Genomic DNA, 16,261 nt, shown 5'->3' on the forward strand with positions numbered 1-16,261 from the left:
CGCGAAAATGCACAGAGGTTAAGAAAATAGTATTATTGATTCAACTGCTTGGTCAGTAAATCACCAGGTTGAATGCTTGAAGCCAATTGCGGCTGGTTAACACGAAGTTCTGCTGATTTCTCATAGACACGATCGACAGTGAGTGTAATTGCCGTTTCAACCATTCGGTTGCGAGGAATTCCTTTCTGATCGATAAAACCAGCACTATGCCATAACTTAAGCTGATCACCATTACGTACACCGTGTACACGACCGACATTAATCTGTGCCATACCCTGATGAATATTAACGATTTCAGGTAAGCTTGCTCGGCACGACAGCGCACTTTCAATATCAAGCATCATATTTTGAGTAATACGTTGAATACTTTGTCCATAAGGTGAGACCCAAAAACGGGCAGTTTTAGTATCAACATGGCTAGTACGTGCAAACGGCCATAAGCCAATATCACGATAACTATTTTGATAAATCATCTCACCGGTTTTGCCATCCATAATATCTAAGTTGACTGCAAACTGACGATTGATTGTATCAGCTTGTAATAAGTGATCATCGACAGTCGCTGAAAGATCAGTGATCTCGCCACTGATCAAATATTGGGCGTCATTATCTTCCGCGAGCATCATCATCGCATCAGCATGATTGGCACTAAAAGGAACTTGTGTCATCCCCGTGACTAAAAAACTTTGCGAACGTTGCTGAATATTTTTTTTCAGCACTTTTGAGAAATCATCACCTAATTGATAAATACTGCCCATTGCCGCTTGTTGAGGCTCTGCCAGTGAAAATCTACCCAGTAATAATCCTTTCTTATATTGTACCTTGTGGCAACTTTTTGCCGATGGGTAAATATCTATTCTGGCAGTGACATACATTTTGCCGCCAGCCTGTTTTTGTTCCAGCACGCTAATATGCCGAATTTCATTGCCACTAAAGCGGTATTGTTGTCGATCTTCTTGCAAATAACTTTTGAGTAACGGCAAGCTGGCTATCTCACCACCAGTGAAGGTCATTGCTTGAAATACGGCGTTCTCTAAGGCATTAACACGTGCTGTCGCCTTACTTTCAAGGACCGTTGCTTCACCTGTTACTTGTACCCATTGCGCATGACTAGCGTTTGAGAACAGTAACCACAAGCCGCTCAAACAGATTGCTATTTTTTTATTCATAAAAGACCAGTTTAGGTATGTTTTTTGCTTTAATCGAGACATAGCTGCAAAGGAATGCAAAGAGTGTTCCTAATTGGTGTTTATCATTAAAGAAATTGTGTTTGTGAACGATATCTTCTTTATCACGCGTATCGAGAGTGGCAAAAAATGAACAATATTATATTGGTGATGTGCGCGCTGTTAGTTACAGCCTGTGCAGCACCGCAAGTTTATAACGGTAAACAACAATTCTCCTCAGCAGGATATTCATTAACAACAACGCCACGTCATACGGTTGATTATTTTGTTGAGGGTTTGACCAATCAGTTGATTGAATCCAACCAATATTTAACCGCAAGCACCCCTTTAGCAGTAACGTCATTTGTTGATCTGCAAGACATGGGGGCAACTAACTGGCTTGGTAATGTTGTCAGTGAAAACTTTATGTTTCAGATGCAGCAGCGGGGCTTTACGGTGGTTGATTACAAATCAACAGGAGTGATTAAGGTTACCCGTAATGGCGATTTTAGTATCAGCCGTAATTGGCAAGAATTATCAGGGCAACAACCGGTTGATTATGTACTTACCGGCACCATGTTACGTCAAAGTGGTGGTGTATTGGTTAATGCACGCATTATTGGCATGCGCTCACATGTCGTGATTGCGACTGCTCAAGGTTTTTTACCGGCAGATCGTATTGGGCGTGACTTAGATTTCATGAATAAGATTCAACTTCGTAACGGTGTGATTATGCGCACTGAACAACAACAAACCACGACTAATAATGTGGTATTACGACCTTAAGGATAAGCGCGATGATGAAATGGCTAGCAGTAATGTTATTGGTCGCAGTATCAGGATGTTCCACCTCAAATAATGGCCTTAATTCGAATTTAACCCACAGTAATGAGCTGGTATCTGCGGTTGGTTATGCATCTATCAGTGAACAAAATGGTCGTACTCAAGAAGAAAAAAGTTTACGCGCTATGCGAGCATCAAAACTCGATGCTTACCGTGAGTTGTCTGAACAAATATATGGTCTTCGAATCTCCGCTACAACGTCGCTATCTAATCAACAATTAGGTCCTGAAACCACTGATGGTGCGGTTGATGGCATTATTCGTGGTGCAAAAGTGATCCGCAGTTATCCGGTTGGCGATAGCTATGTGACTGAAATGGAGTTGAATTTAGGTTTAATGGAACGCATGAAGCAACATGGTGAAGTATTCCATGTTCCTAATAATCAGCAAGTGATGTTTTAATGATTAAGCTTTAAGGTTAGTGCCTAATGATCGAACATTTTGCGCCTTACCATCACAATTATAGGTCATTTGATGGCGGCCACGACTTTGTTGAAATAGGTTATTAAGCTTATGAAAACTTAATTGTGCCCGTTGTAAAACCTCGCCATTGATGTCGTTACGCTGTTTACATAGCGTAACCAATTGTTGAATGTGTTCAACCTGTTGGCGGAGTAAATCATCATCCTGCAATTGCTGGCGTTGAGGGTGGTTGGCAATCAGGTAATCGTGTTGTTGAACACTGTTAATGATCGCAAGTTTTTCTTTGGCAAATTGTTCTATTTCTAATGCGCGTCGATGCGCTATCGCTGTTTTCTCTTGGTTGAGTAATTCAGCAAGTGATACTAAAGCTGTTTGTTGTAGCTCAAGCAATTGCTCAATAGTATGTTTCATGACCAAGATCCTTACAGTGAATACGTAATAATATTAATTGTCTTAAAGACCATTAAGTTCATCTTCAAATTTAATCATATTATTAGCAAGTTTATCGGCATCAATAGTATAACTGCCATTAGCGATTGCTTGTTTGATTTGATCCACTTTTGCGGAATCAAAACTGGTTTCAGCGGCTAATTGTTGATGAATTTGACCGACGGCTTTGCCTTGAGAGCTTAATGAAACCGCATCGTGTTGTGGTTCAATAGCTGTTGGGGCGGTATTTTCTGTTGCCGTTTTAGGAGTGTTAACTGTACGGCTAGTGTTCAGTGGTTGTCCACCACGTAAATGATCAATGCTTGTCATAATATTGTACCTGTCGATGTCAATGGTTATAGTCTGTTATCGACGTATAAACCCTAAACTTTAGCTTTTTTTATGTGCTAACGCCAAAATATTATGTCGGTAGATGTTTAGATTCATGGCTGTATATTGAACGATGAATTAGTACTTTACTGATACTTCACCAACAGCAGTAACCACGCCATCAATAATACGTTTTGACTTATTGTTTTGGACTCGAATCTCATCACCTATCGCGCCATCAGATAATGCTTTTCCCGCAGTAACAATTGCTAACCCTGACTGACCTGCACGAATTAATACACTGTCATTACGGCATACAAGACAGATATCGTTGGCTTGAATGACATCACCCGCTTTTACCGTTCGTTTGACTTTAGAACCAATAAGTTGCTGTGGATCAGTAAAGCTAATGCCACGTTGAAAACGGCTCTCTACCATCGCAATTTTAAGGTTAGCAGCACTGAGTAGTGCGCCACGGCCTAAATGGGTAGTGGCAATCACTTGTGGCAAGGTTTGTTGAATACTAACGGGAACATATAATTGCCAATTTTCAGTTTCGCAGCGCACTAAAACGGTGACATTACCTGTTAATGTTTGCTTACCTGGCGTCGACGCTTGCAGTTGGCTACTACAAACTGGAAACCGTAATCGTGAATCGAGTTTTGCTGCGGTGATATTAATACTGCCAAACTCGGGCTGTATTAGGGTCTGTTTTATATGGCTGACAGCAGTTTTTTTAATAAGCTCTTGTTGAGAGAGTGGTGTCGCATGAATATTTCCACTAAAGCTCAGCAGTAAACTGCCGATAATCATGCAAACTAGATCTAAATATCGATGAGTGATCACGGTGTAATATTCTCTGTCGGTGTTAGAAAATCAGTAGTTAGACGGTATATCATAAGTAATTATTCATAAAATTGCTTGTATTGGTCAGATTAATATTCTTGAGCAGGGAGCTATTTCACATGTCAGGTCTTTTAGATTCCGTTAATCAACGTACCCAGTTGGTTGGCCAAAATAGATTAGAGTTACTTACGTTTCGGCTCAATCGACGTCAGCGTTATGGCATTAACGTCTTTAAAGTCAAAGAAGTTTTACAGTGCCCGAAATTAACCGCAATGCCTAATTTACATCCGTTTGTGAAAGGGGTGGCTTATATTCGAGGTCAAACCATTTCAGTGATCGATATTAGCCTCGCTATTGGCGATCGACCTGTCGAAGATATCAGTAACTGCTTTATTATTATTTCTGAGTTTAACCGTTCGGTGCAGGGATTTTTAGTCTCAGCAGTTGAGCGGATCGTTAATATCAACTGGGAAGCTATTTTACCGCCGCCACAAGGGGCTGGTCGAAGTAATTATCTTACAGCGGTCACTGAGATTGACAATGAGCTGGTAGAGATTCTCGATGTTGAAAAGATCCTCGATCAAATATCACCAGCAGATACGCGTTTATCAACTGAGTTACTCGATGAAATTAATCTGATTACTCCAGCAGTAAAAACCGTGTTAATTGCTGATGATTCAATGGTTGCACGTAAGCAAGTTCAGCGGGCAATTGAATCTATCGGCTGTGATTGTATTTGTGTTAAAGATGGCAAGGAAGCATTACAAACATTACAAGCTATGGCTGCTAAGGGTTGTATTTATCAACAATTGGCATTGGTTATTTCTGATATCGAAATGCCAGAAATGGATGGCTATACCTTAACGGCGGCTATTCGTGGCGATCAAGCACTAAAAGATTTACATATTATTTTGCATACCTCTCTGAGTGGCGTCTTTAATCAAGCGATGATTGAGCGGGTGGGAGCCAATGCTTTTATTCCTAAATTTAACCCTGATGAACTCGGACAAGCGGTCAAAAATGCCATGATACCTATTATCGATACACCAGCTTAACCATCAATAAAATTCGACGTGTAGTAATAATATAACAATAATAAAGAGTGATTAATGACAACATTAACGGTAAATGATCAATATTATTATGACTTTTGTCATTATCTTGAAGCGCAGTGTGGCATTGTTTTAGGGGACAATAAACAGTACTTAGTTCGTAGTCGTTTAAGCCCGTTAATTAAACGTTTTGGTATGCAGTCTTTATCTGAGCTGTTGCAACTCACACTAAGTGGGCGTAATCGTGAAGTGCGTGTTGCGGTAGTGGATGCAATGACAACCAATGAAACATTATGGTTTCGTGATGGTTATCCTTATACAGTGTTAGCTGATAAGGTGTTGCCAGAATTAGCAGCCAAGAGAAGATCGTTTAAAATATGGTCTGCAGCAAGTTCGTCAGGCCAAGAGCCATATTCAATTGCGATGACTATTTTAGAGCAACAACAAAAACGCCCAGGACTGTTACCAAATATTCAGATCACCGCGACAGATATTTCACAAACCATGCTCGATATGTGTCGTGAAGGGGTGTATGACCAACTAGCGTTAAGTCGAGGTTTATCTTCTGAGCGTAGAAAACTATTTTTTGAACCTCATGTCAGTGGCGGAATGATGGTCAATTCGCGAGTGAAGCAATTGGTTAGTTTTCGTTCGCAGAATTTAAAAGAAAGCTATGTGTTATTGGGTAAATTTGACGTGATATTTTGCCGAAATGTATTAATTTATTTTTCTGCGGAAACCAAAATCAAAGTACTCAATCAATTAGCTGCCAGTTTAAATCCTGGCGGTTATTTATTCTTAGGAGCATCAGAATCGTTAACCGGATTGTGTGATAAGTTTGAAATGGTACGCTGTAACCCGGGTATTATTTACAAATTAAAATAATAGTAAGAGCAGGGAGTTTAGGGGCGAGATTTCGAAATGTAAAACCGAACTGGAAAGATTGCTACTACATTGTTAGCTATTAAGCTCTTATTCTCGTACCTGCTCGTCACTCGTCCCTTCTCCTACTTTTTCCTATCCTCTTTTCCATCTTGGCATTGTCCTTGCTTTACTCTTGTTGTCATTGTGACTGTGAACAACACCGTAGAGGCAAAATATGTCGATTTCTTTTGATAAAGCATTAGGTATTCATCAACATACCGTTGGCGCTCGCGCTACTCGCGCCGAAACCTTGGCGAGTAACTTAGCCAATGTCAACACACCTGGCTTTAAAGCAAAAGATGTCGACTTTAGCCGCGTCTTGCAATCGGCAACCTCAGGGGCAAACGTTGGCCTTAATCTTACCAATGGGCGGCATATTACTGCCTCTGGTAGTGCTAGCGGTGAGCAGTTATATCGCGTACCTACCCAACCCGACAGCGGTGATGGTAATACAGTAGATGCGCAATTAGAACAAAACTTATTTATGCAAAATAGCATTGAATATCAAGCATCGTTAGACTTTTTAGGTTCTAAATTTAAGAACCTCACCAAGGCATTGAAAGGGGAATAATGGATGAGTTTATTTAATATTTTTAATGTTACAGGCTCTGCCATGAGTGCCGAGTCAGTACGACTCAATACCACCTCAAGTAACCTTGCCAATGCCAACAGTGTTAGTAGCTCTGCGCAAGAAACCTATAAAGCGCGCCATCCTATTTTTGCCGCAGCGCTTGATAATGCGTCTTATCAAGGCAGCGCCAGTGTGCCAGTACAACTGCAAGGTATCGTTGAAAGTAACGAGCCATTAAGTGCTGAATATAATCCAGAGCATCCATTGGCGAATAGTGCCGGTTATATTTATAAACCGAACGTTAATGTGATGGAAGAAATGGCCAATATGATCTCGGCATCACGCTCTTACCAAAATAACGTTCAAGTTGCAGATGCCAGTAAGCAAATGCTAATGAAAACATTGCAAATGGGCAAATAAGCAAAGGAGCGAGTGTTATGACAACCATTAATGGCGCAGGGCAATCCCTTTCTTATCTTGACCAATTAAAAGGCATGCAAGATAAAAAAATTGCTGAAGAGCAACCGACAACGGGCACTAATCAATTAAAACAAGATGATTTTTTATCGTTGTTAACCAAACAATTAGCGCAACAAGATCCGTTTAAGCCAGTAGGTAATGATCAGATGATTGCGCAGATGGCGTCTTTTGCTACTGTTGATGGCATCAATAAAATGAATGAGCAATTTGGCTCACTCAATAGTGCCATGACATCTAACCAAGCACTGCAAGCATCATCACTGGTAGGCCAAGATGTACTTATTCCAAGTGCGTCGGCGCTAAAAAGCCATGATGGTGAAATGGCGGGTATGGTTCGTATGCAACAAGGGGTCGATAACGCCATTCTGCGGGTTGAAAATGAGCAAGGCGTATTAGTAAAAACCGTTACGCTTGGCGCAAAATCAGCCGGAGAGCATCCGTTTGCATGGGATGGCAAAGACGATGCTGGCAATGTGATGCCGCAGGGTAAATATAATTTCTCAGTATCAGGTAATGTTGGTGGTGAAAGCCAACAATTTGAAGTGCTAACTCACGCTAATGTAAATAGCGTTTTACTGGGCAACAGCGACGGTAAAGTGATGTTAAACCTCGCCGGTGTCACTAAACCGGTCAATCTCGCTGAAGTCTTACAAATTGGTAAAAGCGCCCAATCTGCGGCACCACTTAGTACACAACAAGGATAACTGAACTCATGAGTATGAATATCGCATTAAGTGGCTTGGGTGCTGCGCAAAAGGATCTAAACACCACCAGTAATAACATTGCCAACGCAAATACCTTTGGCTTTAAAGAGTCGCGGGCAGAGTTTGGTGATGTGTATTCGAATTCTATTTTCTCAAATTCTAAAACCACCACGGGTGGCGGTGTTCAAACCTCAACGGTGGCACAACAGTTCCATGAAGGTTCAAGCATTTATACCAATAACCCGTTAGATTTACGGGTATCTGGTGCTGGTTTTTTTGCGGTGGCAGATAGCAAAAATGAAGTCGCCAACAGTAATCTAACCCGTAATGGCGCGTTTCAATTAAACAATGAAAATGAACTGGTTAACTCTGAAGGCAAGTTCTTATTGGGTTATCCGGTGAATCAAGATACCAATACGGTAGCTTCATATGAAGCTAAATCATTGAAAATTGATGATGTATTTGGACAGCCAACCGCCTCTAAAAATATCAAAGTTTCTCTTAATTTACCTAATAGTGAGACGACACCTAAAAGTCAGCCGTTTGATTTTAAGGATCCAGATTCATTTAGCCGTTCTACTTCATCAACAATCTATGATTCACTGGGTAAGCCATACAAAATGACCACTTATTATGTGGCAAAGTATGATCCTAATGCAGCGACTCCTGAGCTGCAGCAAGCCAATACATGGGAAGTTTATCAAACCGTGACCAATAACAATGGTGACGAAGTAGCGTTGGATGTACAACCAGGCTCATTACCTGCTGCTTATATGACGGATCCAAAAGTGAGTCCGCATATTGGCTACATCATGAAATTTGATGCTAATGGGCAACTGCAAGCGGGCTCTCCAAATGAGATTCCAATGGAAAGCTTTGCCGATGCCAAAATCGATGTTGGTGGTGCTGATATTAATCAGGCGTTAACCATGAAATATGATGAGCCAACTCAGTACGCTTCAGCATTTGAAGTACGTAAATTTGAAGATGTTGATGGTGCAACAACGGGCTATTTATCCAAAGTTGATATCGATCCTGATGGTAATATCATGGCGTCTTACTCAAATGGTAAAGATTTAGTGGTGGGGCGCGTAGCAATGGCACGTGTTGCCAATGAGCAAGGGCTGACGCAACTTGGCGGATCGCTATGGAATGCAACCCAAGAGTCAGGTGAAGTGGTGTGGGGTGATGCTTCTCAAGGTTCATTTGGTGCTATTAAAAGCGGTACTCTAGAGCAATCAAACATTGATATGACTCAAGAGCTGGTGGATTTGATCAGTGCCCAGCGCAACTTCCAAGCCAGTTCACGTGCCTTGGATGTTAATAACCAACTTCAGCAAAACATTCTTCAAATTCGTTAATTTCAAATGCGTTAATTATTATTAATTGCTCAACGCCACCGCTATCGGTGGCGTTTTTGTATGTTCATCTCTCAGTTTCTGACAGTTGCTATTCTTTATTCACATCTTGGCGTAATTTTTGCTTTAAATCCGCTATTGAACAGAGGAGTGTCAAAAAAATGGATCGGGCGCTGTTTCTCGCCATGAGCGGGGCAAAACAAGATATGCAAGGTATGCGAGTACATGCCAATAACCTTGCTAACGTCAGTACAACGGGCTTTCGAGCTGACTTACAACAAGCACGTAGTATGCAGGTGTTTGGTGAAGGCGTACCAAGCCGCGTGTTTACCATGGCTGAGCGTACTGGTAATGATTTTGCGCAAGGTTCAGTGATCAATACTGGACGCGATCTTGATGTTGCTATTCAAGGTGATGGCTGGTTAGCAGTCCAAGATGCCAATGGTCAAGAAGGCTATACCCGTGCAGGGCATTTGAAAGTTGATCAAATGGGCATGCTTCAAAACAGCAATGGCCAGTTGGTACTAGGACGTAACGACAGCCCTATTTTTATTCCTCTACCGATCAATAAAATTGAAATCAGTAAAGACGGCACAGTGGCGGTATTACCCAAAGGTGCGCCGCCAGATACCATGGTGACCGTTGATCGCATTAAACTTGTTAAACCTGATAATCGCAGTTTATTTAAAGATACTGATGGCTTATTTAAAGTGATTGGTAATCGTGATCCTTTAGATGCCGATGCCAGTGTTAACTTAGCCAAAGGTATGCTTGAAGGCAGTAATGTTAATGCCGTTGCTGAAATGACCAGCATGATTGATTTACAGCGTCACTTTGAAATGCAAGTGAAGTTAATGAAGTCAGCCGAAGAAATGGATAAGTCTTCTTCTTCACTGATGCGTATCAGCTAATTACTAAAGGACGAGCAGCATGCATCCAGCATTATGGGTCAGTAAAACGGGTTTAGATGCCCAGCAAACCAATATCTCAACTATTTCTAATAATTTAGCTAACGCCTCGACGATTGGTTTTAAGAAAAGTCGAGCGGTTTTTGAAGATTTATTCTACCAAAACATTAATCAGCCTGGCGGTAAATCAACCCAAGATACTACTCTGCCAAGCGGCTTAATGCTCGGTGCGGGTTCAAAAGTGGTTGCGACTCAAAAAGTGTTTACTCAAGGTAATACTCAAACCACCAATAATGCCATGGACATGATGATCGAAGGCGATGGTTTTTTCCAAGTATTACTGCCTGATGGCAATATTGGTTATACCCGTAATGGTCAATTTACCATTAATGATCAAGGCATTTTAGTGACTAGTGGTAGCGGTTATCCAGTGCAGCCTGAAATTGTGGTTCCTGATAATGCAGTAGGTATTACTGTCGGTACTGATGGTGAAGTCTCGGCACGTATTCGTGATCAACAAGAAAACGAAGTTCTGGGGCAAATAACCACCGCTGATTTTATCAATCCAGCAGGTATGGAGCCGATTGGACAGAACTTATTCTTACCGACAGGTGCAAGTGGCGATCCACAAGAAGGCACGCCGGGCTTAGAAGGTTTTGGTTCTATTCGCCAATCGATGCTTGAAACCTCCAATGTTAATGTGACCGAAGAGCTAGTGAACATGATTGAGGCACAACGGGTTTATGAAATGAACTCAAAAGTGATCTCAACCGTTGACCAAATGCTAAGTTACGTTAATCAGCAATTATAACTCGACTGATAAGGAACTTGCGGTGAAAACACACCAAAATCGTTATTGGCGTTGGAGTATTATTGCGCTGATTTGTGGGTTAAGTGGTTGTATGTCGACCCCTGATATGGTTGGCAGCGATATCGAAAAAGCCACCACCAATGTTGATGCTGTCGAAGGTAAGCAGCCGCAGTCAAAAAGCTTGATTGAGCGCTTGCGTGGCCGTGAAGATGCACAAATGAACGATCCGGCGTGGAACCCAGTACGACCACAACCTAAACCAGAACATTATGCCACTGCAACCGGATCGTTATTTAATCAGGCTCAGGCGCAAGATTTATATGATGATACTAAGCCGCGTGGGATTGGCGATATTGTGACAATTTTGCTGGAAGAGAAAACCGCGGCCAAGAAAAGCGCTAGTTCTGATCTCGACAAAAAAACCGATCTTAATATGAAGCCGATTGATCTTGGTGGTAAGCCTGTCACTTTACATGATTACACTTTGTCTTATGCGATGGCGAATAATAACTCTTTTGCAGGTTCTACTTCTGCCGATCAAAGTAACAGTATTAAAGGTTCGATCTCAGTTGAAGTGGTCGATGTGCTCAGTAATGGAAACTTGGTGATCCGTGGTGAAAAGTGGTTAATGCTCAATACTGGCGAAGAATATATTCGTGTTAGCGGCAATATTCGTCCCGATGATATAGATCAAGATAACACTATCGCCTCAACCCGCATTTCTAATGCACGGATTCAATATTCAGGCACTGGTGATAGACAAGACATTCAGCAGCAAAATTGGCTGTCACGTTTTTTTAATGTCGCTTTCTAAGCCTCACCTTAATTTGCAGCGGAGAATCGCTTGAAAATTTCGTCAATATGTATTCTAGCCTTGGCTTTATTTACCACCACAGTGCAAGCAGCACGGATCAAAGATGTCGCCGCCGTTGCAGGCGTGCGTAGTAACCAATTAGTCGGTTATGGATTAGTGGTCGGTTTACCCGGCACTGGTGAAACCACCCCGTTTACCGACCAAACTTTTAATGCGATGTTGCAAAACTTTGGTATTCAATTGCCTGTCGGCACTAAACCGAAAACCAAAAATGTCGCCGCCGTTGCGGTGAATGCGACTTTGCCTGCGTTTACTAAGCAAGGTCAAACGATTGATATTACCGTGTCTTCGATTGGCTCTGCCAAAAGTTTACGTGGTGGCACATTATTACAAACGTTTCTGAAAGGTCTTGACGGTAAAGTGTATGCGATTGCCCAAGGTAGTTTAGTGGTCGGAGGCTTTAGTGCTGAAGGTGCTGATGGCTCTAAAGTGGTTGGTAATACCCCAACAGTGGGGCGAATCACCAATGGTGCGATGGTTGAACAAGAAGTATCAAACCCGTTTGGGCGTGGCGATTATTTAACCTTTAACTTGTACGAATCTGATTTTACTACCGCGCAACGAATGTCTGATACGATTAATCAGTTTTTAGGTCCACAAATGGCATCAGCTGTGGATGCAACTTCGATTCGTGTTCGTGCGCCGCGTGATGTTAGTCAGCGAGTGGCTTTTTTATCAACGGTTGAAAATTTAGAGTTTGATCCCGCTGAAGGCTCGGCAAAAATCATTGTTAACTCACGCACCGGCACCATTGTTATCGGCCAGCATGTTAAGTTACGTCCAGCGGCAATTACTCATGGTGGCATGACAGTATCCATTAAAGAAAATGCGCAAGTGAGTCAGCCCAATGCCTTTGCTGGTGGTGAAACCGTGGTAGTGCCTAATTCACAAATAACTGTTAATGAATCCGATGCACGCATGTTCAAATTTGAGCCGGGAGTGACCTTGGATGAATTAGTACGAGCGGTCAATCAAGTCGGCGCTGCGCCATCAGATTTAATGGCGATTTTACAAGCGTTAAAGCAAGCTGGTGCGATTGAAGGCCAGTTAATTATTATCTAATCCGTTAGTGCGTTATTACTATAAAAGGGAGCCGCAATGAAGCAAATAGAGCCGGGTTTTATTCATGATTTAAGCAACCTTGATCGTCTACGAGCAGGGATCAGCGAGGATAAACAAGGCTCTTTGCGCGAAGCGGCAACCCAGTTTGAATCTATTTTTACGCAGATGTTATTTAAATCGATGCGTGAGGCTAATAGCGCCTTTGAATCAGATTTAATGAGTAGCAATAACGGTAAGTTTTACCAGCAAATGCACGATGAACAACTCTCTTCGCAGCTAAGTACTACTGGCAGTCTTGGGTTGGCGGATATGATTGTTAAACAGCTCGGTGGCGAGCAACAAGATTTGAGTCAACACCAGCCGACAACCGAACTTCGACCTCAGCAGCAACCGCAGCCATTTTCGATTCGGCCAATTAATGCCGATGCGACGGCTTTACCTTTAGCCACTGCGACAGCCAAAACATCACCGTTAGCAGCACCAGCACCATTTACACCCGCGCCCGTCTCTGCAAAATCAATCGCGACTAATGCGGTTGAAGCAGTGCCTGCTGCGGTCGCTAAACCGACAAGTTTTGCCTCGGCAGCTGAATTTGTTGATCACATGAAACCTTATGCGCAGCAAGCGGCACGTGCATTAGGCACCGATCCTGCGTTATTGATTGCTCAAGCAGCATTAGAAACTGGCTGGGGTAAAAAAGTGATCAATAATGCGCTTGGTTCAAGCAATAATTTATTTAATATTAAAGCAGATCCACGCTGGCAGGGGCAAAAGGTTGCCACTAAAACATTAGAATTTCATGATGGTATTGCCGTTCAAGAACAAGCAGCATTTCGTGCTTATGATTCTTATCAGCACAGTTTTGATGACTTTGTTAATTTCTTACAGCATAATCCGCGCTATTCAAAAGCACTAACGCACAGCACTCAGCCGCAACAATTTATTCGTGAAATTCATCAAGCAGGCTACGCCACTGATCCTAATTACAGCAACAAAGTGTTAGCGGTAATGAAAAAAGTGCAGAGCTTATTGTGATCAGGATGATCTGGGCGTTCAAAGAATAAAGTAACTAAAAAGCTGGCGTATCGAGGGAGTTGTGAATAAGTAAAGCAACAATAATCTTACACCACAATATCAATTAAACTTGAGACCATTTTAATCAGATCGTTACTCTCAAATAATGCCCCTTCTACTTCCTTATCAGACACTTGCTTTGATTGTTGCTGATCATCGTTACTGTCAGTAATCAGCGGCACAACCACCTCTTTTATCGCGTAACCAATTAATCCAGAAAGTAAAATATTCATTAGCGCGATCCTTTATTATGACGTTAGTTTTGTTAAGTGTTGATCTGTATCGGCAGCTTTGGCAAAAGTATAAGTAAATAAATGCTAATTAACAGTATTTATTTAAACATCGATGTCAGCGCGCTATTTATTTAAAAGTGGTTCAGTTCTTGCTTATTAGTTACAGCGTTATCGCAATACATTGACGGTAATGGTTTAATTTTCAGTGAGGGCAGTGGGCAATGGCGGTAGATTTGATGCAAATTGGGGTGAGTGGCTTACGCACATCTCAAAAACAATTGGATGTGGCAAGTCATAACATTACCAACGTCAACACGCCTGGATATAGCCGTCAAGTTGTCGAGCAAAAAGCAGATAATGCGCATTGGAATGGTAATAATTACTATGGTACTGGCGCTTATATTGATAACGTCAGTCGTGCTTATGACCAATTTGCAGCCCGCGAACTGACGCTATCTACCACTCAGCTTGAAGAAGCTAACGTTAAACAACAGCATTTAGCGATGTTAGATGACTTCACCTCTAAAAGCGCGGTTAATAGTGTTAATAGTATCAATGATTTTTATCACTCGGTGCGGTCATTAGCGGATAACCCAAGCGATCTAGGTAGCCGTCAAACGGTGCTAGAACATGCCAATCAAGCGGCGGTTAATCTTAATAATGCTCACGAAACCCTCACCAATATTCGTACTGATGTTAATCAGCAACTTGATGTTTCACTTGAACGCGTCAATGCGCTAGGGCAAGAACTTGCCGCCGTTAATACCAGCCTGCAACAACAATCAAATAGCGATGGCAGTAATGATCTGTTTGATCAACAACGAACGCTGATCAACGAATTAGCCAAATATACTCAAGTGACAGTGTTAGCTGATAAAGGCAGTTTAGCCAATACGGTTATTATTGGCAGCGGTGATACTTTAGTTTCAGGCGTGAGTGCATCGCAGTTGAAACTCGTCGATGGCGATCCTGATGTTGCCAATAAACAAATAGCGTTAATCAATGGAAATAATAGCAAACCGATTAAGAGCGATACTATTGGCGGCAGCTTAGGGGCGATGCTAACGGTACGTGATGATGTGATTGATAAAAGTTTGGATCAACTCGGACAAATGGCAATTGGCTTTGGATCCCAAATGAATGATTTGCAACAGCAGGGCGTTGATCTTAATGGTCAGCAAGGGCAAGCATTATTTAATGATATTAATAGTGCTAAGGCAATGTCACAACGGGCGCTTAAACCCTTTGGTAGCAGCAGTGATATAAGCGTTAAAATTGATGATATTAACCAGCTTAAATTAGGTGATTATCAATTAGTCAGTGATGCGAGCAGCCATACCTTGATTGATCAGCAAGGTAATAAAACTCAACTGGAAGCCGGTGCTGACGGCAAGTTTGTTGCTAAGGTTGATGGCCTAGAAATTATTATTAATCAACCGCCAACGTTAACGGCTGGCGAGACTGAAACCACCATTATTCAACCTTCACGTCGTGGTGCCGCGGATATTTCACTGGCAATGACCGATCCGCGCGGGCTTGCTGGTCACCGCCAGTTAACCGCGATTGCCGCAGAGTCAAACACTGGCTCGGCAAGCATCACTAAAGCAGAGAATGTGCCTGATGATGCAGCGGGGCGGTATCAGTTACAGTTAAATGCCGCGGGCGATCAAGTTACGGTTACTGATTTAAAAACTAATACCAATGTTGAGCTGGTTGATAATCGTTATTCTGCTGCTGATGGCGCTAACATTGCCTTTAAAACCAGCGCGACTACATCAATACCAGTAATGACAATATCAGCCAATGCTGCTGCCAATGATAGTTTTAAGATTGAACTTGGCGCGCAAAATGCCCAAGGCGGCAACGGTAACTTTTTAGCGATGCAGCAAGTTCAGCATCAAAAGACCATGGCTGATGGTAAATCCAGTGTGATTGATGTTTTTGAAGGCTTAGCGACAGATATTGGCATGCTTAAAAAAAATGCCGATAAATTAACCGAAGTGAATCAGCTTGATTTTGATTCAGCCTCAGAGCGAGTATCGAATTTATCAGGGGTTAACCTTGATGAAGAAGCCGCCAACTTAATGAAGTTTCAACAATCGTACATGGCGTCATCACGAATTATGTCGGTGGCAAAAGAAACCTTTGATACCTTAATGCGCGCAGTATAACCA

Annotated in this window: 19 protein-coding genes; 14 read left to right on the top strand and 5 right to left on the bottom strand. The window is 42.1% G+C overall.

Going from position 1 to position 16,261, the window contains the following annotated elements:
• Positions 1–32 precede the first annotated feature (32 nt).
• Positions 33–1,169 (bottom strand): flagella assembly protein FlgT, encoded by a 1,137-nt coding sequence (locus BTN98_RS02080; protein ID WP_060997151.1) that lies wholly within the window; start codon positions 1,167–1,169, stop codon positions 33–35.
• Positions 1,170–1,316: 147 nt separating this feature from the next.
• Here BTN98_RS02080 and BTN98_RS02085 point away from each other — a divergent pair, with 147 nt between their 5' ends.
• Positions 1,317–1,952, top strand: a complete 636-nt coding sequence (locus BTN98_RS02085) for a FlgO family outer membrane protein (RefSeq protein ID WP_060997109.1) — start codon at positions 1,317–1,319, stop codon at positions 1,950–1,952.
• An 11-nt stretch (positions 1,953–1,963) separates the two neighbouring features.
• On the top strand, positions 1,964–2,410 hold the full coding sequence (locus BTN98_RS02090; RefSeq protein ID WP_060997108.1) for an LPP20 family lipoprotein: 447 nt from the start codon (positions 1,964–1,966) through the stop codon (positions 2,408–2,410).
• A gap of 3 nt (positions 2,411–2,413) precedes the next feature.
• Here the strand turns inward: BTN98_RS02090 and BTN98_RS02095 are convergent, their stop codons facing one another.
• The 3 genes from BTN98_RS02095 to flgA all read right to left on the bottom strand — a co-directional run bounded on the left by BTN98_RS02095 (position 2,414) and on the right by flgA (position 4,003).
• Positions 2,414–2,842: a flagella synthesis protein FlgN gene (locus BTN98_RS02095; RefSeq protein ID WP_060997107.1), complete on the bottom strand. Its 429-nt coding sequence runs from the start codon at positions 2,840–2,842 to the stop codon at positions 2,414–2,416.
• Between the two features lie 42 nt (positions 2,843–2,884).
• Positions 2,885–3,190 carry a flagellar biosynthesis anti-sigma factor FlgM gene (gene flgM / locus BTN98_RS02100; protein WP_060997106.1) on the bottom strand — a complete coding sequence of 102 codons (306 nt, stop codon included), beginning with the start codon at positions 3,188–3,190 and terminating at the stop codon, positions 2,885–2,887.
• Positions 3,191–3,328: 138 nt separating this feature from the next.
• On the bottom strand, positions 3,329–4,003 hold the full coding sequence (gene flgA, locus BTN98_RS02105) for a flagellar basal body P-ring formation chaperone FlgA (protein ID WP_065190114.1): 675 nt from the start codon (positions 4,001–4,003) through the stop codon (positions 3,329–3,331).
• Between the two features lie 152 nt (positions 4,004–4,155).
• Here flgA and BTN98_RS02110 point away from each other — a divergent pair, with 152 nt between their 5' ends.
• The 11 genes from BTN98_RS02110 (at position 4,156) to flgJ (ending at position 13,815) form a co-directional block, all read left to right on the top strand.
• Positions 4,156–5,091: a chemotaxis protein gene (locus BTN98_RS02110; protein ID WP_060997105.1), complete on the top strand. Its 936-nt coding sequence runs from the start codon at positions 4,156–4,158 to the stop codon at positions 5,089–5,091.
• A gap of 54 nt (positions 5,092–5,145) precedes the next feature.
• Entirely contained in the window at positions 5,146–5,973 is an 828-nt protein-coding gene (locus BTN98_RS02115; RefSeq protein ID WP_060997104.1) for a CheR family methyltransferase, read from the top strand.
• 214 nt (positions 5,974–6,187) lie between these two features.
• Positions 6,188–6,583 carry a flagellar basal body rod protein FlgB gene (gene flgB / locus BTN98_RS02120; RefSeq protein WP_060997103.1) on the top strand — a complete coding sequence of 132 codons (396 nt, stop codon included), beginning with the start codon at positions 6,188–6,190 and terminating at the stop codon, positions 6,581–6,583.
• Between the two features lie 3 nt (positions 6,584–6,586).
• Entirely contained in the window at positions 6,587–7,003 is a 417-nt protein-coding gene (flgC, locus tag BTN98_RS02125; protein WP_060997102.1) for a flagellar basal body rod protein FlgC, read from the top strand.
• Positions 7,004–7,020: 17 nt separating this feature from the next.
• Positions 7,021–7,767, top strand: coding sequence for a flagellar hook assembly protein FlgD (locus tag BTN98_RS02130; protein WP_060997101.1), 747 nt, complete (start codon positions 7,021–7,023; stop codon positions 7,765–7,767).
• 8 nt (positions 7,768–7,775) lie between these two features.
• Positions 7,776–9,128: a flagellar hook protein FlgE gene (gene flgE / locus BTN98_RS02135; protein ID WP_060997100.1), complete on the top strand. Its 1,353-nt coding sequence runs from the start codon at positions 7,776–7,778 to the stop codon at positions 9,126–9,128.
• Between the two features lie 158 nt (positions 9,129–9,286).
• Complete coding sequence (gene flgF, locus BTN98_RS02140; protein WP_060997099.1) at positions 9,287–10,036, top strand: flagellar basal-body rod protein FlgF; 750 nt, start codon at positions 9,287–9,289, stop codon at positions 10,034–10,036.
• Positions 10,037–10,055: 19 nt separating this feature from the next.
• The gene (flgG, locus tag BTN98_RS02145; RefSeq protein ID WP_060997098.1) at positions 10,056–10,844 is read left to right on the top strand and encodes a flagellar basal-body rod protein FlgG; all 789 of its coding nucleotides are present in this window, start codon (positions 10,056–10,058) and stop codon (positions 10,842–10,844) included.
• A gap of 91 nt (positions 10,845–10,935) precedes the next feature.
• Positions 10,936–11,658, top strand: a complete 723-nt coding sequence (locus BTN98_RS02150) for a flagellar basal body L-ring protein FlgH (RefSeq protein ID WP_060997149.1) — start codon at positions 10,936–10,938, stop codon at positions 11,656–11,658.
• A 30-nt stretch (positions 11,659–11,688) separates the two neighbouring features.
• Positions 11,689–12,780 carry a flagellar basal body P-ring protein FlgI gene (locus BTN98_RS02155; protein ID WP_060997097.1) on the top strand — a complete coding sequence of 364 codons (1,092 nt, stop codon included), beginning with the start codon at positions 11,689–11,691 and terminating at the stop codon, positions 12,778–12,780.
• Positions 12,781–12,816: 36 nt separating this feature from the next.
• On the top strand, positions 12,817–13,815 hold the full coding sequence (gene flgJ / locus BTN98_RS02160; protein WP_060997096.1) for a flagellar assembly peptidoglycan hydrolase FlgJ: 999 nt from the start codon (positions 12,817–12,819) through the stop codon (positions 13,813–13,815).
• A gap of 86 nt (positions 13,816–13,901) precedes the next feature.
• On the opposite strand, the gene BTN98_RS02165 is transcribed toward flgJ, so the two are convergent.
• Positions 13,902–14,087 carry a hypothetical protein gene (locus BTN98_RS02165; RefSeq protein ID WP_060997095.1) on the bottom strand — a complete coding sequence of 62 codons (186 nt, stop codon included), beginning with the start codon at positions 14,085–14,087 and terminating at the stop codon, positions 13,902–13,904.
• A gap of 221 nt (positions 14,088–14,308) precedes the next feature.
• On the opposite strand from BTN98_RS02165, the gene flgK reads away from it, so the two are divergent.
• Entirely contained in the window at positions 14,309–16,258 is a 1,950-nt protein-coding gene (gene flgK / locus BTN98_RS02170; protein WP_060997094.1) for a flagellar hook-associated protein FlgK, read from the top strand.
• Positions 16,259–16,261: the final 3 nt, after the last annotated feature.

Origin of the sequence: Photobacterium aquimaris (genome assembly GCF_002954455.1) — a bacterium.
In the GTDB taxonomy this organism is placed as follows: domain Bacteria; phylum Pseudomonadota; class Gammaproteobacteria; order Enterobacterales; family Vibrionaceae; genus Photobacterium; species Photobacterium aquimaris.

Bases quoted from the DNA above. Each gene is read 5' to 3' on its own strand.
- BTN98_RS02080 (WP_060997151.1), bottom strand. From the start codon at position 1,169: ATGAATAAAAAAATAGCAATCTGTTTGAGCGGCTTGTGGTTACTGTTC.
- BTN98_RS02085 (WP_060997109.1), top strand. From the start codon at position 1,317: ATGAACAATATTATATTGGTGATGTGCGCGCTGTTAGTTACAGCCTGT.
- BTN98_RS02090 (WP_060997108.1), top strand. From the start codon at position 1,964: ATGATGAAATGGCTAGCAGTAATGTTATTGGTCGCAGTATCAGGATGT.
- BTN98_RS02095 (WP_060997107.1), bottom strand. From the start codon at position 2,842: ATGAAACATACTATTGAGCAATTGCTTGAGCTACAACAAACAGCTTTA.
- flgM (WP_060997106.1), bottom strand. From the start codon at position 3,190: ATGACAAGCATTGATCATTTACGTGGTGGACAACCACTGAACACTAGC.
- flgA (WP_065190114.1), bottom strand. From the start codon at position 4,003: ATGATTATCGGCAGTTTACTGCTGAGCTTTAGTGGAAATATTCATGCG.
- BTN98_RS02110 (WP_060997105.1), top strand. From the start codon at position 4,156: ATGTCAGGTCTTTTAGATTCCGTTAATCAACGTACCCAGTTGGTTGGC.
- BTN98_RS02115 (WP_060997104.1), top strand. From the start codon at position 5,146: ATGACAACATTAACGGTAAATGATCAATATTATTATGACTTTTGTCAT.
- flgB (WP_060997103.1), top strand. From the start codon at position 6,188: ATGTCGATTTCTTTTGATAAAGCATTAGGTATTCATCAACATACCGTT.
- flgC (WP_060997102.1), top strand. From the start codon at position 6,587: ATGAGTTTATTTAATATTTTTAATGTTACAGGCTCTGCCATGAGTGCC.
- BTN98_RS02130 (WP_060997101.1), top strand. From the start codon at position 7,021: ATGACAACCATTAATGGCGCAGGGCAATCCCTTTCTTATCTTGACCAA.
- flgE (WP_060997100.1), top strand. From the start codon at position 7,776: ATGAGTATGAATATCGCATTAAGTGGCTTGGGTGCTGCGCAAAAGGAT.
- flgF (WP_060997099.1), top strand. From the start codon at position 9,287: ATGGATCGGGCGCTGTTTCTCGCCATGAGCGGGGCAAAACAAGATATG.
- flgG (WP_060997098.1), top strand. From the start codon at position 10,056: ATGCATCCAGCATTATGGGTCAGTAAAACGGGTTTAGATGCCCAGCAA.
- BTN98_RS02150 (WP_060997149.1), top strand. From the start codon at position 10,936: ATGTCGACCCCTGATATGGTTGGCAGCGATATCGAAAAAGCCACCACC.
- flgJ (WP_060997096.1), top strand. From the start codon at position 12,817: ATGAAGCAAATAGAGCCGGGTTTTATTCATGATTTAAGCAACCTTGAT.
- BTN98_RS02165 (WP_060997095.1), bottom strand. From the start codon at position 14,087: ATGAATATTTTACTTTCTGGATTAATTGGTTACGCGATAAAAGAGGTG.
- flgK (WP_060997094.1), top strand. From the start codon at position 14,309: ATGGCGGTAGATTTGATGCAAATTGGGGTGAGTGGCTTACGCACATCT.